Genomic DNA, 14855 nt, shown 5'->3' with positions numbered 1-14855 from the left:
CACCGCCCGGAGCCGGTTGTCAGTGGGGTGGCATAGGGTTTTCGACGTGGAGCCCGACCTGTTCACCGCCGCAGCAGAGGACCGCCAGGAGAAGGACCCGTCCGCGAGTCCGCTGGCCGTCCGGATGCGTCCGCGCACGCTCGAAGAAGTAGTCGGCCAGCAGCATCTGCTGCGGCCGGGATCACCGCTGCGCCGCCTCGTCGGCGAGGGCGGCGGGGGCCCCGCCGGGCCGTCGTCGGTGTTCCTGTGGGGCCCGCCCGGCATCGGCAAGACCACGTTGGCGTACGTCGTCTCCAAGGCGACGAACAAGCGCTTCGTGGAGCTCTCCGCGATCACCGCGGGCGTCAAGGAGGTCCGCGCGGTCATCGACGGCGCCCGCCGCGCCATGGGCGGCCACGGCAAGGAGACCGTCCTCTTCCTCGACGAGATCCACCGCTTCAGCAAGGCCCAGCAGGACTCCCTGCTGCCCGCCGTCGAGAACCGCTGGGTGACCCTGATCGCGGCGACCACGGAGAACCCGTACTTCTCGGTGATCTCCCCGCTCCTGTCCCGCTCCCTGCTGCTCACGCTCGAACCGCTGACGGACGACGACCTGCGGGGCCTCCTGGAGCGCGCCCTCACCGAGGAGCGCGGCCTCGGCGGCGCGGTCACGCTGCCCGACGAGTCGCGGGAGCACCTCCTGCGGATCGCGGGCGGCGACGCCCGCCGCGCGCTCACCGCCCTGGAGGCGGGCGCGGGCTCCGCCCTCGCCAAGGGCGAGAAGGAGATCACCCTCCAGACCCTGGAGGAGTCGGTCGACCGGGCCGCCGTGAAGTACGACCGCGCAGGGGACCAGCACTACGACGTCGCGAGCGCCCTGATCAAGTCCATCCGCGGCTCGGACGTCGACGCGGCCCTGCACTATCTGGCCCGCATGATCGAGGCGGGCGAGGACCCCCGGTTCATCGCCCGCCGCCTGATGATCTCCGCGAGCGAGGACATCGGCCTCGCCGACCCCACGGCCCTGCCCACCGCCGTCGCCGCCGCCCAGGCCGTCGCCATGATCGGCTTCCCCGAGGCCGCCCTGACCCTCAGCCACGCCACGATCGCCCTCGCCCTGGCCCCGAAGTCGAACGCGGCGACGACGGCCATCGGCGCCGCCCTCGAAGACGTCCGCAAGGGCCACGCGGGCCCCGTCCCGCCCCACCTGCGCGACGGCCACTACAAGGGCGCGGCCAAGCTGGGCCACGCCCAGGGCTATGTGTACCCGCACGACCTGCCCGAGGGCATCGCCGCCCAGGAGTACGCCCCGGAGGCACTCAAGGACCGCGAGTACTACACCCCCACCCGGCACGGCGCCGAAGCGCGGTACGCCGACGCCGTCGAGTGGACCAGGAAGCACCTCGGTCGCAAGCGGTCCTGAGCGCCCTGTAGAATCCATCGGAGCGCTGCGTCCCGTGTCCGGTCCCGTACCGGCACCACCAGAACGGGACATCCAGCCGGAGCCCCGGCCCCCGGGCGGGGAACTCCAGGAGCGTCGCGCACCGTCGAAGGTGTCGCGGGCAGCCCACCACCCTTCCGGATCCTGGGAAACCTCCTGGATCGCGGGAAACGGTCGGTGGGCCACTCGCGTGCTGCACATAGTGCCCAGACCAGGGAGCGGCTGCCGGACCCGTCCGCAGGGACGAGTCGGGTTTCCCAGGCTGCGGATGCGACCTCCCCTAACCCTGGTGAAGCCGATTTCGTACAGAGAAGCAGAGGTGTTTGGTTCATGCCGAACCAGTCCCGCCCCAAGGTCAAGAAGTCGCGTGCGCTCGGCATCGCGCTGACCCCGAAGGCCGTCAAGTACTTCGAGGCCCGCCCCTACCCGCCGGGCGAGCACGGCCGCGGCCGCAAGCAGAGCTCGGACTACAAGGTCCGTCTGCTCGAGAAGCAGCGGCTGCGCGCGCAGTACGACGTGTCCGAGCGTCAGCTCGTCCGCGCCTACGAGCGTGCCGCCAAGACCCAGGGCAAGACCGGTGAGGCCCTGGTGATCGAGCTGGAGCGTCGTCTCGACGCCCTGGTCCTGCGTTCGGGCATCGCCCGCACCATCTACCAGGCCCGCCAGATGGTCGTCCACGGCCACATCGAGGTCAACGGCCAGAAGGTCGACAAGCCGTCCTTCCGCGTCAAGCCGGACGACGTCGTCATGGTCCGCGAGCGCAGCCGCCAGAAGCCGCTGTTCGAGGTCGCCCGCGAGGGTGGCTTCGCCGCCGACGGCGAGACCCCGCGCTACCTCCAGGTGAACCTCAAGGCCCTGGCCTTCCGCCTGGACCGCGAGCCGAACCGCAAGGAGATCCCCGTGATCTGCGACGAGCAGCTCGTCGTCGAGTACTACGCCCGCTGATCCGGACGTAGCCTCACCTGCTTCAGCCCGCCGTCTCCCCGCCCCGCGTGGTCGGGGAGACGGCGGGTTCGCGCGTTTCCGGGGCCTCGGCGGTCTCCGGAGCCCCGGCGGGGGCGGACGCCTCGCCGCGGCCGGGACGGCGCCCGCCCGGCGTCCGCCCGTGCCGGTGCCGCAGCGCCCGCGCCACCCCCGCGCCGGGGGCCAGCTCGGCGCCGACCCGCACCTGCGACTCGTACCGCTCGTCGCCGAGCCGCTCCCGGGCCTGCGCCTCGCACAGCGCGTGCGGCCCGCCGAAGTACTCCGAACCGAACAGCGGAAGCCCCACCGACGCCCACAGCCGCGCCGCCACCCCCTGGAGCACCGCCGCCTCCGCCGCGTCGCCCTCCGCCACCGTGAACAGGGCGAGCAACTCCACGGCGAGGACCGCGCCGAGGAGGTCGTGGAAGGTGTGGTCCAGGTCCAGGCAGCGCACGACCAGATCCCGGGCCAGGGCACGCTCGCCCCGCGTCCAGGCCGCGTACCCGAGGACGTACAGCGCATAGGCGAGCGTCCAGCGCTCCCCGTGGTCCTCGCAGACCCGGCGCACGTCCTCGCACAGCTCCACCGCGGCCCCCAGCGAGCCCTGGAAGGCGAGCGCCATCGCCAGCTCGACCTGCCCCATCAGGACGTTGCTGTTCAGCTCCCCGATCCGCCGGTACTCGTCGAGCGCCGTCCGCAGCAGCCGCTCCGCGCGCGGCATGTCGTCCGTGACCAGGGCCAGGCAGCCCAGACGGTGCACCGCGTACGCGGCGGCGACGGCGCTGCCCGTGCGCTCCGCCTCGTCCTGGCACTCCTGGAGCGCGCACAGCGCGGGCACCGTGTCGCCCTGAAGGATCGCCACATAGCCGAGCACGTACAGCGCCTTCAGGCGCGCGTCCCCGTGCGCGCCGTCCAGTTCGACGGCCCGGTCCAGCCAGTGCCTGCCCTCCGCGAGGCGCCCGCAGCCGACCCAGCAGAACCACAGCGTGCCCGCCAGATACTGGCCGAGGTGCGTCTCGTCCGGATCGGTCAGACAGAACTCGAGCGCCGCCCGCAGATTGGGCAGCTCGCACTCGACGAGCGTGGCGACCTCCGCCTGCCGGGGCGAGAACCAGTCCAGCTCGCACCAGGTCGCGAGGCCCATGTACCAGTCGCGGTGCCGGCGCCGCATCCGCGCCGCGTCACCGGCGCCCTCCAGCCACTCCGCGCCATAGGCCCGCACCGTGTCGAGCATGCGGTAGCGCACCCCCGTCGGGCTCTCCTCACGGGCCACCACGGACTGCGCGAGCAACTCCTCCAGGACGTCCAGGACGTCGTCGGCGTGCAGTCCGTCGCCGCTGCACACGTACTCGACGGCCTCCAGGTCGAAGGGCCCCGAGAAGACCGAGAGCCGCGCCCAGAGCAGCCGCTCCCGGGGGCTGCACAGCTCATGGCTCCAGCCGATCGCCGTACGCAGCGTCTGATGGCGCGGCAGGACGTCCCGGCGCGCCCCCGAGAGCAGCCGGAAGCGGTCGTCGAGGCGGGCGAGGAGCTGGCCGGGGGACAGGGCGCGCAGCCGGCCCGCCGCCAGTTCGAGGGCCAGGGGGATCCCGTCGAGCCGCCGGCACAGCTCCAGGACGGCGGCACGGTCGTGGCCGCTGGGCGCGAAGCCGGGCAGACAGGCCGCCGCGCGGTCGGTGAACAGCGCGGCGGCGTCCGCCTCCGGCATCGGCGCCAGCGGGAGCACCCGCTCACCCGCGGTGCCGAGCGGTCTGCGCCCGGCGGCGAGCACCCGCAGCCCGGGGCAGCGCCGCAGCAGTTCGTGCACCAGCGAGGCGGTCGTGTCCACGAGGTGCTCGAAGCCGTCGACGACGAGCAGCAGCTCCCGCCCACCGAGCCGGTCCAGGAGCACCTGCCGGGGCGCGCGGCTCGTGTGGTCCGTCAGGTCGAGCGCGCTCGCCACCGCGTGCTCCACGAGATCCGGATCCCGCACCGGTGCCAGCTCCACCAGCCAGGCACCGTCCCGCGGCGCGATCGCCGCGGCCGCCCGCACGGCGAGCCGCGACTTGCCCACGCCGCCGACGCCCGTCACGGTGACCAGGCGGGCGGTCGCCAGCGCCGAGGCCAGCGCCGCCTGTTCGCTGTGGCGCCCGAAGAAGGCGGTCAGCTCCGCGGGGAGGTTCCCGGACACGGGCGGGCAGCCGGGGGAGCGGGTGGTGGCATCGTTCCGACGGTCGTCGGGCCGCTGAGGATGTCGCATGGGGTACGGAGCGTACTCAAGCGTAAGCATTCCGTACAATCACTCCGTGCGCGGGCGGGAACGCCCTCGCGTCCCCTGGTGCGCGTGCGGTAATGCGGTACGGAGCCGGGGCCCCGGCGCGATAGGGTCGGAGGACGACTTTTCGACGTCCGGCGACCCTGGAACCCAGGGCGATGTCTCAGGGAGCGGTGCGCAGTGTCCGGTGGAGAGGTGGCCGGGATCCTGGTGGCCGTCTTCTGGGCGATTCTGGTTTCCTTCCTGGCCGTGGCGCTGGCGAGGCTGGCACAGACGCTCAGGGCGACCACCAAGCTCGTGGCGGACGTGACCGAACAGGCGGTGCCGTTGCTCGCCGACGCCTCCACGGCCGTGCGCTCCGCCCAGACCCAGATCGACCGCGTGGACGCCATCGCGACGGACGTCCAGGAGGTCACGTCGAACGCGTCGGCGCTGTCCACGACCGTGGCGTCCACCTTCGGCGGCCCGCTGGTCAAGGTCGCGGCCTTCGGCTACGGCGTGCGCCGGGCCCTCGGTCGCAAGGAAGAGCCCGCCAAGCCGTCCCGTCGGACGGTGGTCGTGGGCCGCACCCTCCCGTCCGCACGGCGGGGCAAGCGGAAGAAGGACTGACGCAGCGATGTTCCGCCGTACGTTCTGGTTCACCGCGGGCGCAGCCGCCGGCGTATGGGCCACCACCAAGGTCAACCGCAAGCTGAAGCAGCTGACCCCCGAGAGTCTCGCCGCGCGGGCCACCGACAGGGCGATCGAGGCCGGCCACCGGCTCAAGGACTTCGCGCTCGACGTCCGCGACGGCATGGCGCAGCGGGAGGCGGAGCTCGGCGACGCCCTCGGCCTGAACGCCCCGGTCGAGCCCGAACTGCCCGGCCGCCGCTTCGCCGTGGTAGAGCACCACACCGAGAAGAAACCGAAGTACCTGGAGAGCGCGACCTACCCGAGGGACGCCGCGAACCCGACGTACTCGAACAACCGGAATGAGGACCACTGATGGAGTCGGCTGAAATCCGCCGCCGCTGGCTGAGCTTCTTCGAGGAGCGCGGGCACACCGTCGTCCCTTCGGCGTCGCTCATCGCGGACGACCCGACTCTGCTTCTGGTCCCCGCGGGCATGGTCCCCTTCAAGCCCTACTTCCTGGGTGAGGTCAGGCCGCCCGCCCCGCGCGTCACCAGCGTGCAGAAGTGCGTGCGCACGCCCGACATCGAAGAGGTCGGCAAGACCACGCGCCACGGCACGTTCTTTCAGATGTGCGGCAACTTCTCCTTCGGGGACTACTTCAAGGAAGGCGCCATCAAGCTGGCCTGGGAGCTGCTCACCAGCTCCGTGGCCGACGGCGGCTACGGGCTCGACCCGGAGCGCCTCTGGATCACCGTCTACCTCGACGACGACGAGGCCGAGCGGATCTGGCACGAGATCGTCGGCGTCCCCAAGGAGCGCATCCAGCGCCTGGGCAAGAAGGACAACTTCTGGTCCATGGGCGTCCCCGGCCCCTGCGGCCCGTGCTCCGAGATCAACTACGACCGCGGTCCGGAGTTCGGCGCCGAGGGCGGCCCGGCCGTCAACGACGAGCGCTACGTGGAGATCTGGAACCTGGTCTTCATGCAGTACGAGCGCGGCGCGGGCGACGGCAAGGAGGACTTCCCGATCCTCGGCGAGCTGCCGTCGAAGAACATCGACACCGGCCTGGGTCTCGAGCGTCTCGCCATGATCCTGCAGGACGTGCGGAACATGTACGAGACCGACACCCTGCGCGTCGTCATGGACAAGGCCACCGAGCTGACCGGCGTGCGCTACGGCGCCGACCACGGCTCGGACGTCTCCCTGCGCGTGGTCGCCGACCACATCCGCACGTCCACCATGCTCATCGGCGACGGCGTCACGCCCGGCAACGAGGGCCGCGGGTACGTCCTGCGCCGCATCATGCGCCGCGCCATCCGCAACATGCGTCTGCTCGGCGCCACGGGCCCGGTCGTCAAGGACCTCATCGGCGTCGTCGTCGACACGATGGGTTTGCAGTACCCGGAGCTCCTCACCGAGAGCAAGCGCATCGAGACCGTCGCGCTCGCCGAGGAGGCCGCCTTCCTGAAGGCCCTCAAGGGCGGCACGAACATCCTCGACACCGCCGTCACGGAGACCAAGGCCGCGGGCGGCAAGGTCCTCTCCGGCGACCAGGCGTTCCTGCTGCACGACACGTGGGGCTTCCCCATCGACCTCACCCTGGAGATGGCCGCCGAGCAGGGCCTTTCCGTGGACGAGGACGGCTTCCGGCGCCTGATGAAGGAGCAGCGGGAGCGCGCCAAGGCCGACGCCCGCGCCAAGAAGACCGGCCACGCCGACCTCGGCGCCTACCGGGAGATCGCCGACAGCGCCGGAGCCACCGACTTCACGGGCTACTCGGCCACCGAGAACGAGGCCGTGATCGTCGGCCTGCTCGTCGACGGCGTGTCCTCCCCGGCCGCCACCGAGGGCGACGAGGTCGAGATCGTCCTGGACCGCACACCCTTCTACGCCGAGGGCGGCGGCCAGATCGGCGACACCGGCCGCATCCGTCTCGACAGCGGCGCCGTCGTCGAGATCCGCGACGTCCAGAAGCCGGTGCCCGGTGTGCACGTCCACAAGGGCGTCGTGCAGGTCGGTGAGATCACCGTCGGCGCCCCGGTGTGGGCCTCGATCGATGCCCACCGCCGCCGCGCCATCGCCCGCGCCCACTCCGCCACGCACCTCACGCACCAGGCGCTGCGCGACGCGCTCGGCCCGACGGCCGCCCAGGCCGGTTCCGAGAACCAGCCCGGCCGCTTCCGGTTCGACTTCGGCTCGCCGTCGGCCGTGCCCACGGCCGTCATGACGGACGTCGAGCAGAAGATCAACGACGTGCTCACCCGGGAGCTGGACGTCCAGGCCGAGGTCATGTCGATCGACGAGGCCAAGAAGCAGGGCGCCATCGCCGAGTTCGGCGAGAAGTACGGCGAGCGCGTGCGCGTCGTGACCATCGGCGACTTCTCCAAGGAGCTGTGCGGCGGCACGCATGTGCACAACACCTCCCAGCTCGGCCTGGTGAAGCTCCTCGGCGAGTCCTCCATCGGCTCCGGCGTGCGGCGCATCGAGGCCCTGGTCGGCGTCGACGCGTACAACTTCCTGGCCAAGGAGCACACGGTCGTCGCCCAGCTCCAGGAGCTGGTCAAGGGCCGCCCGGAGGAGCTGCCCGAGAAGATCTCCGGCATGCTCGCCAAGCTGAAGGACGCCGAGAAGGAGATCGAGAAGTTCCGCGCGGAGAAGGTCCTGCAGGCCGCCGCCGGTCTCGCCCAGGGCGCCAAGGACGTGCGCGGCGTCGCGCTCGCCACCGGCCAGGTCCCGGACGGCACCGGCGCCGACGACCTGCGCAAGCTGGTCCTCGACGTGCGCGGGCGGATCCAGGGGGACCGGCCGGTGGTCGTGGCCCTGTTCAGCTCCGCGAACGGCCGTCCGCTCACGGTCATCGCCACCAACGAGAGCGCCCGCGAGCGCGGTCTGAAGGCCGGCGACCTGGTCCGCACCGCCGCCAAGACCCTCGGTGGCGGTGGCGGCGGCAAGCCGGACGTCGCCCAGGGCGGCGGTCAGAACGTGGCCGCCATCGGTGACGCCATCGCCGCCGTCGAGCGTCTCGTCGCCGAGACGGCCTGAGGCACGCACCGATGACCGAAGGCATCCGGCGCGGGCGCAGGCTCGCGATCGACGTCGGGGACGCCCGGATCGGGGTCGCCTCGTGCGACCCCGACGGGATCCTCGCCACGCCGGTGGAGACCGTGCCGGGACGCGACGTCCCGGCCGCCCATCGGCGGCTGCGGCAACTCGTCGAGGAGTACGAGCCGATCGAGGTCGTCGTCGGGCTCCCGCGCTCCCTCAAGGGGGGCGAGGGCCCGGCCGCCGTCAAGGTCCGTGGCTTCGCGGGGGAGCTCGCCGCGGGCATTGCGCCCGTTCCGGTGAGGCTCGTGGACGAGAGGATGACCACAGTGACGGCCAGTCAAGGCCTGCGCGCCTCCGGCGTGAAGTCCAAAAAGGGCAGGTCTGTCATCGATCAAGCGGCCGCCGTGGTGATCCTGCAGCAGGCACTGGAGTCCGAACGGGCGTCAGGCAGGGCCCCTGGCGAGGGCGTCGAAGTGGTCATCTGATCGCGATACGGTAACGTTCCGCGCGATGCGGCGGCGTTCGAACAGCTGCCGCACAGCATCAAGAGGCGGAACGGTTGCCCTGACCTCCGGCAGGCGGCCCCCGCCTCGCGGCTCGTAGGGGATCGATGACTGAGTATGGCCGGGGCCCAGGCTCCGAACCGTGGCATCCCGAGGACCCGTTGTACGGGGACGGCGGATGGGGAGGACAGCAGGCCGCAGGCCAGTCCCCCTACGGCGGCCAGGGGCAGTACGACCCGCAGCACCCTCAGCATCCGCAGCACGCGCAGCACCCGCACCAGCCCCACCCCCAGCAGCCGCACCAGGACCAGCCCCACCCCCAGCAGCCGCACCAGGACCAGCCCCACCCCCAGCAGCAAGCACAGCAGCACCAGCCCCACCAGCAGCAGACACAGCACCAGCAGCAGGCTCCGTACGCTGATTGGGCCACCGGACAGCAGCCGGGGCAGAGCCAGGGCTACGCTCAGCAGGGTTACGACCAGCAGCAGTACAACGAATCGCCGTACGAATCGGGCGCCCACGCACAGGCGCAGGCCGCCCAGTACGGCGGAGGCGGCCAGGCGCAGGACGGCGGTTGGGACGGTGGACAGCCCGGGCAGGTCCCCTACGGCGGTGACCCGGCCGACCCCTACGGCGGGCAGCCCTCGGGCGGCTACTCCGAAGAGCGCCCCGACTACTACGGCACCTCGGACGCCTACCCGCCGCCTGAGCCTCCGGGCCGCCGCCGTCCCACGCCCGAGCCGGATCCGGAGACCGACTGGGACCCCGGGCCCGATCAGGGGGAGCACGCCTTCTTCAGCGGCGACGACGATGACGACGCCGACGACCCCGACGAGCCGGGGCGCGGCGGTGGCCGCGGTGACCGGCGCGGGCGCGGCGGCAAGAAACAGAGGAAGCAGCGCAACGGCTGCGCCTGCCTGGTGGTGGCGGTGGTCTTCGCCGGTGGACTCGGCGGCATCGGCTATTTCGGCTACCAGTTCTACCAGGATCGTTTTGGCACGGCGCCGGACTTCTCCGGTGACGGCAGCGGCACGGCCACGGTGGCCATCGACAAGGGCTCCGGCGGCTATGTCATCGGCCAGAAACTCAAGGAGGCCGGGGTCGTCAAGAGCGTCGACGCCTTCGTCTCCGCGCAGGGCAAGAACCCGGACGGACAGAAGATCCAGGCGGGCGTCTACACCCTGAAGAAAGAGATGTCCGCGGCCTCCGCACTCGAATTGATGCTCAGCCCGAAGAGCCGTAACAACCTCATCATTCCGGAAGGCAAACGGAATATCTGGGTGTACGAGCAGATCGACGAGCGGCTGAAACTCAAAAAGGGCGCCACCAAGGACATCGCGCACAAGCAGTGGCGGAACCTGGGGCTGCCCAAGTGGGCATCGGACAACATCAGCAGCGAGGCCAAGGACCCCCTCGAGGGCTTCCTCTACCCCTCCAGCTACCCCGTCGCCAAGGGCCAGAAGCCCGAGGAAGTCCTGCGCAAGATGGTGGCCGAGGCCACCACCAGGTACGACGCGATGGGCGTCGAGGAGCAGGCCGCGCAGCTGAACCTGAAGAACCCGCTCCAGGTCGTCACGGTCGCCAGCCTCGTGCAGGCCGAAGGCAAGTACAAGCACGACTTCGAGAAGGTCGCGACGGTCGTCTACAACCGTCTCAAGCCCGGCAACACCGAGACCTACGGCCTCCTGGACTTCGACTCGACGGTCAACTACCTGAAGGGCCAGTCCAAGCTCGCCATCGGCTCCGTCGACCAGCTCCGCCAGCTCAAGGACCCGTACAACACGTACAAGATCAAGGGGCTGCCGCCCGGACCGATCGGCAATCCGGGCGCGGTCGCGATCAAGTCCGCCCTGAATCCGGAGAAGGGCAACTGGTACTACTTCGTGTCGGTCAGCGAGGACGAGACGCTCTTCGCGGAGACGAACGAGGAACAGAACCGGAACCGCAAGAAGTACGAGGAAAACCTCCAGGAACAGAAGGGCCAATGAGCGCGCAGCAGCGCCGAGCGGCCGTGCTCGGCTCTCCCATCGCCCACTCCCTCTCGCCGGTCCTGCACCGCGCCGCGTACGAGGCACTGGGCCTTGCCGATTGGTCGTACGACCGATTCGAGATCGACGAGGCGGGGCTGCCCGAATTCTTCGGGCGGCTCGGTCCCGAATGGGCCGGTCTCTCCCTGACCATGCCGCTCAAGCGGGCGGTGATTCCACTCCTCGACGAGATCAGCGAGACCGCGGCTGCCGTCGAGGCCGTGAATACCGTCGTGTGCACGGCGGACGGCCGACGCGTCGGCGACAACACCGATATTCCCGGCATGGTCGCGGCCCTGCGGGAACGCGGAATCGAACAGGTCGAGTCCGCGGCGATCCTCGGGGCGGGCGCCACGGCGTCCTCCGCACTCGCCGCGCTCGCCCGGATCTGCACCGGCGAGGTCGTCGCCTACGTCCGCAGCGAGGCCCGCGCCGCCGAGATGCGGCAGTGGGGCGAGCGGCTCGACATCGAGGTGCGCGTCGCCGACTGGGCGGACGCCGCGCGGGCACTGCACGCCCCGCTGGTCGTCGCCACCACCCCGGCAGGCGCCACGGACGCCCTGTCCCACGTGGTGCCGGAGCGTCCCGCCACCCTCTTCGACGTCCTCTACGACCCGTGGCCCACCGAACTCGCCGCCCGCTGGTCGGCGTACGGCGGCGCCGTCGTCAGCGGGCTCGATCTGCTCGTCCACCAGGCCGTGCTGCAAGTCGAGCAGATGACGGGCCGGGAGCCGGGCCCGCTCGACGCGATGCGGAAGGCCGGGGAGCGGGCGCTGGCGGAGCGCTGAGCAGGCGGCACGGTCGGCACCGGAGCGCACGGCGGAATGTCCCGGGCGGTTTCGGGCGGCCGGTCCCGGTCCGCGCCGGGCCCGCCGCAACCCGTGCCGTCTGCGCTTTTGCCCGTCCGTCAGGTGGACCGGGCTCCTGACCGGGCCCCCGGGCATGGGAGGATCAGAGGGCGGCCGGCCGGGGCCACACCTCCCGGTTGCGCCGAAAGCAGTCCCAGGCGCGAGCATCGAGGAGCACCGTTGAGCAGGTTGCGTTGGCTGACCGCGGGGGAGTCGCACGGACCCGCACTGGTGGCGACGCTGGAGGGCCTTCCGGCCGGCGTCCCGATCACCACGGACATGGTGGCGGACCACCTCGCCCGCCGCAGGCTCGGCTACGGGCGCGGCGCCCGGATGAAGTTCGAGCGCGACGAGGTCACCTTCCTCGGCGGCGTGCGCCACGGCCTCACCATGGGCTCGCCCGTCGCGGTCATGGTGGGCAACACCGAGTGGCCCAAGTGGGAACAGGTCATGGCCGCCGACCCGGTCGACCCCGACGAGCTCGCCGCGCAGGCGCGCAACGCGCCGCTGACCCGCCCCCGGCCCGGCCACGCCGACCTCGCCGGCATGCAGAAGTACGGCTTCGAGGAGGCCCGGCCCGTCCTGGAGCGCGCCTCCGCACGCGAGACCGCGGCCCGGGTCGCGCTCGGCGCGGTGGCCCGCTCCTACCTGAAGGAGACGGCCGGGATCGAGATCGTCTCGCACGTGGTGGAGCTGGCCGCGGCCAAGGCCCCCTACGGCGTGTACCCGACCCCCGCCGACGTCGAGAAGCTGGACGCGGACCCGGTGCGCTGCCTGGACGCCGACGCCTCGAAGGCGATGGTCGCGGAGATCGACCAGGCCCACAAGGACGGCGACACCCTCGGCGGCGTCGTCGAGGTGCTCGCGTACGGCGTCCCGGTGGGCCTCGGCTCGCACGTGCACTGGGACCGCCGCCTGGACGCGCGGCTCGCCGCCGCCCTCATGGGCATCCAGGCGATCAAGGGGGTCGAGCTCGGCGACGGCTTCGAACTCGCCCGCGTGCCCGGCTCCAAGGCGCACGACGAGATCGTCGCCACCGACGACGGCGTCCGCCGCGCCACCGGCCGCTCCGGTGGCACCGAGGGCGGCCTGACCACCGGTGAGCTGCTGCGCGTACGGGCCGCGATGAAGCCCATCGCGACGGTGCCGCGCGCCCTCGCCACCATCGACGTGACCACCGGCGAAGCGGCCAAGGCGCACCACCAGCGCTCCGACGTGTGCGCCGTCCCGGCGGCCGGGATCGTGGCCGAGGCCATGACGGCGCTGGTGCTCGCGGACGCGGTGGCGGAGAAGTTCGGCGGCGACAGCGTGCCGGAGACCCGCCGCAACGTGCGGTCGTACCTCGACAACCTGCAGATCCGGTGACCGGCGGCCCGACGGGGCCGGTCGTCGCGGGCGGGCCGAAGGTCGTGCTCGTCGGTCCGATGGGCTCGGGCAAGTCCACGGTGGGCGCGCTGCTCGCCGAGCGGCTCGGCGTGGCCTACCGGGACACCGACGCGGACATCGTGGCGGCCGAGGGTCGCGAGATCGCCGACATCTTCGTCGACGAGGGCGAGCCCTACTTCCGGGAGCGGGAGCGGGCCGCCGTGCGCGCCGCCGTCGCCGCCCACCCCGGAGTGCTCGCCCTCGGTGGCGGCGCGATCCTCGACGAGGGCACCCGGGCGCTGCTGCGGGACCTGCCCGTCGTCTATCTGTCGATGGACGTCGAGGAGGCCGTGCGGCGGGTCGGCCTGAACACCGCCCGCCCGCTGCTCGCCGTCAACCCGCGCAAGCAGTGGCGCGAGCTGATGGAGGCGCGCCGCCATCTGTACGAAGAAGTCGCCCGTGCCGTCGTCGCCACGGACGACCGCACCCCCGAAGAGGTCGCGGAAGCGATCCTCGACGCCCTGGAGTTGGCTGCGATTCCCGGGGGACGACCCCTGGGCGCCCGGCCGGAGGACCCGATGTCAAGCCAAGTAACAAGAATCCACGTCGGCGGCACGGCGGGCACCGAGCCGTACGAGGTGCTCGTCGGGCGGCAACTGCTCGGTGAGCTCGGCGGACTGATCGGCGACGCGGCCAAGCGGGTCGCCGTCATCCACCCCGAGGCGCTCGCCGAGACCGGTGAGGCGCTGCGCCAGGACCTGGCCGACCAGGGGTACGAGGCCGTGGCCGTACAGGTGCCCAACGCGGAGGAGGCCAAGACCGCCGAGGTCGCCGCGTACTGCTGGAAGGCGCTCGGCCAGTCCGGTTTCACCCGCACCGACGTGATCGTGGGAGTGGGGGGCGGCGCCACCACCGACCTGGCCGGATTCGTCGCGGCGAGCTGGCTGCGCGGGGTGCGCTGGGTCGCCGTGCCGACGACGGTGCTCGGCATGGTGGACGCGGCGGTCGGCGGCAAGACCGGCATCAACACCGCCGAGGGCAAGAACCTGGTGGGCGCCTTCCACCCGCCCGCGGGCGTCCTGTGCGACCTGGCAGCCCTGGACTCGCTGCCGGTGCACGACTACGTCTCCGGGCTCGCGGAGATCATCAAGGCGGGGTTCATCGCCGATCCGGCCATCCTCGACCTGATCGAGGCCGACCCGGAGGCGGCGCGCACGCCCGCAGGACCGCACACTGCCGAGCTGGTAGAACGCTCTATCAAGGTGAAGGCGGAGGTCGTCTCCGGTGACTTGAAGGAGTCCGGTCTCCGGGAGATCCTCAACTACGGGCACACGCTGGCGCACGCCATCGAGAAGAACGAGCGCTACAAGTGGCGGCACGGCGCGGCCGTCGCCGTGGGCATGCACTTCGCGGCCGAACTCGGCCGCCTGGCCGGCCGGTTGGACGACGCGACCGCCGACCGGCACCGCGCCGTCCTGGAGTCCGTCGGACTGCCGCTGAGCTACCGCTACGACCAGTGGCCCAAGCTCCTGGAGACCATGAAGGTCGACAAGAAGTCCCGCGGTGACCTGCTGCGCTTCATCGTCCTGGACGGTCTGGCCAAGCCGACCGTCCTGGAGGGCCCGGACCCGGCGGTGCTGCTCGCCGCGTACGGGGAAGTCGCCGACTGACCGTCCGGTCCGCCCCGTTACGGGCGGACTCGGGTGCGGAACGAACAAGCCACGGGCACTCCGTGACCGCCCCGGCCGTTCACACAACGTCGGCCGGGGACGGTACCGTTCGGTAAGGGTGGCCCCGGCTGCCGCCCCCACCAGCAGT

Annotated in this window: 11 protein-coding genes; 10 read left to right on the top strand and 1 reads right to left on the bottom strand. The window is 71.7% G+C overall.

From position 1 onward, the window contains the following. Window positions 1–46: 46 nt before the first annotated feature. Together GPA10_RS22815 and rpsD are read left to right on the top strand one after the other, a co-directional pair. Window positions 47–1402, top strand: a complete 1356-nt coding sequence (locus GPA10_RS22815) for a replication-associated recombination protein A (RefSeq protein ID WP_058851881.1) — start codon at window positions 47–49, stop codon at window positions 1400–1402. Window positions 1403–1750: 348 nt separating this feature from the next. Further along, complete coding sequence (gene rpsD / locus GPA10_RS22810) at window positions 1751–2365, top strand: 30S ribosomal protein S4 (RefSeq protein ID WP_058851882.1); 615 nt, start codon at window positions 1751–1753, stop codon at window positions 2363–2365. Between the two features lie 22 nt (window positions 2366–2387). Here rpsD and GPA10_RS22805 read toward each other — a convergent pair whose 3' ends face one another. Continuing rightward, complete coding sequence (locus tag GPA10_RS22805) at window positions 2388–4622, bottom strand: ATP-binding protein (RefSeq protein WP_246259568.1); 2235 nt, start codon at window positions 4620–4622, stop codon at window positions 2388–2390. 195 nt (window positions 4623–4817) lie between these two features. Between GPA10_RS22805 and GPA10_RS22800 the strand changes: the two genes are divergently transcribed. From GPA10_RS22800 to aroB, 8 genes are all read left to right on the top strand, one after another. Then, complete coding sequence (locus GPA10_RS22800) at window positions 4818–5246, top strand: DUF948 domain-containing protein (protein WP_030560468.1); 429 nt, start codon at window positions 4818–4820, stop codon at window positions 5244–5246. A 7-nt stretch (window positions 5247–5253) separates the two neighbouring features. Then, the gene (locus GPA10_RS22795) at window positions 5254–5622 is read left to right on the top strand and encodes a DUF6167 family protein (RefSeq protein ID WP_157167115.1); all 369 of its coding nucleotides are present in this window, start codon (window positions 5254–5256) and stop codon (window positions 5620–5622) included. After that, window positions 5622–8291 carry an alanine--tRNA ligase gene (gene alaS / locus GPA10_RS22790; protein WP_157167114.1) on the top strand — a complete coding sequence of 890 codons (2670 nt, stop codon included), beginning with the start codon at window positions 5622–5624 and terminating at the stop codon, window positions 8289–8291. The genes GPA10_RS22795 and alaS overlap by 1 nt, the downstream gene beginning before the upstream one ends. Before the next feature lie 23 nt (window positions 8292–8314). Beyond that, a complete protein-coding gene (ruvX, locus tag GPA10_RS22785) occupies window positions 8315–8779 on the top strand; it encodes a Holliday junction resolvase RuvX (protein ID WP_058852048.1) in 465 nt (154 codons plus the stop codon). 125 nt (window positions 8780–8904) lie between these two features. Beyond that, complete coding sequence (mltG, locus tag GPA10_RS22780; RefSeq protein ID WP_157167112.1) at window positions 8905–10785, top strand: endolytic transglycosylase MltG; 1881 nt, start codon at window positions 8905–8907, stop codon at window positions 10783–10785. Continuing rightward, window positions 10782–11612, top strand: a complete 831-nt coding sequence (locus GPA10_RS22775; RefSeq protein ID WP_157167111.1) for a shikimate dehydrogenase — start codon at window positions 10782–10784, stop codon at window positions 11610–11612. Before mltG ends, GPA10_RS22775 begins: the two co-directional genes overlap by 4 nt. A 240-nt stretch (window positions 11613–11852) precedes the next feature. After that, window positions 11853–13037, top strand: a complete 1185-nt coding sequence (gene aroC, locus GPA10_RS22770; RefSeq protein ID WP_058851889.1) for a chorismate synthase — start codon at window positions 11853–11855, stop codon at window positions 13035–13037. A 59-nt stretch (window positions 13038–13096) separates the two neighbouring features. Continuing rightward, window positions 13097–14707, top strand: a complete 1611-nt coding sequence (aroB, locus tag GPA10_RS22765) for a 3-dehydroquinate synthase (RefSeq protein WP_157167180.1) — start codon at window positions 13097–13099, stop codon at window positions 14705–14707. Window positions 14708–14855 lie beyond the last annotated feature (148 nt).

It is taken from the genome of Streptomyces typhae, from assembly GCF_009755605.1.
In the GTDB taxonomy this organism is placed as follows: domain Bacteria; phylum Actinomycetota; class Actinomycetes; order Streptomycetales; family Streptomycetaceae; genus Streptomyces; species Streptomyces typhae.
The sequence above is the reverse complement of the archived record's forward strand: the minus strand, read 5'-3'. Positions and strand labels throughout refer to the sequence as shown.

Coding starts and splice junctions, on each gene's coding strand:
- rpsD (WP_058851882.1), top strand. CDS start 1,751: ATGCCGAACCAGTCCCGCCCCAAGGTCAAGAAGTCGCGTGCGCTCGGC.
- GPA10_RS22805 (WP_246259568.1), bottom strand. CDS start 4,622: ATGCGACATCCTCAGCGGCCCGACGACCGTCGGAACGATGCCACCACC.
- GPA10_RS22795 (WP_157167115.1), top strand. CDS start 5,254: ATGTTCCGCCGTACGTTCTGGTTCACCGCGGGCGCAGCCGCCGGCGTA.
- alaS (WP_157167114.1), top strand. CDS start 5,622: ATGGAGTCGGCTGAAATCCGCCGCCGCTGGCTGAGCTTCTTCGAGGAG.
- mltG (WP_157167112.1), top strand. CDS start 8,905: ATGACTGAGTATGGCCGGGGCCCAGGCTCCGAACCGTGGCATCCCGAG.
- GPA10_RS22775 (WP_157167111.1), top strand. CDS start 10,782: ATGAGCGCGCAGCAGCGCCGAGCGGCCGTGCTCGGCTCTCCCATCGCC.
- aroB (WP_157167180.1), top strand. CDS start 13,097: ATGGGCTCGGGCAAGTCCACGGTGGGCGCGCTGCTCGCCGAGCGGCTC.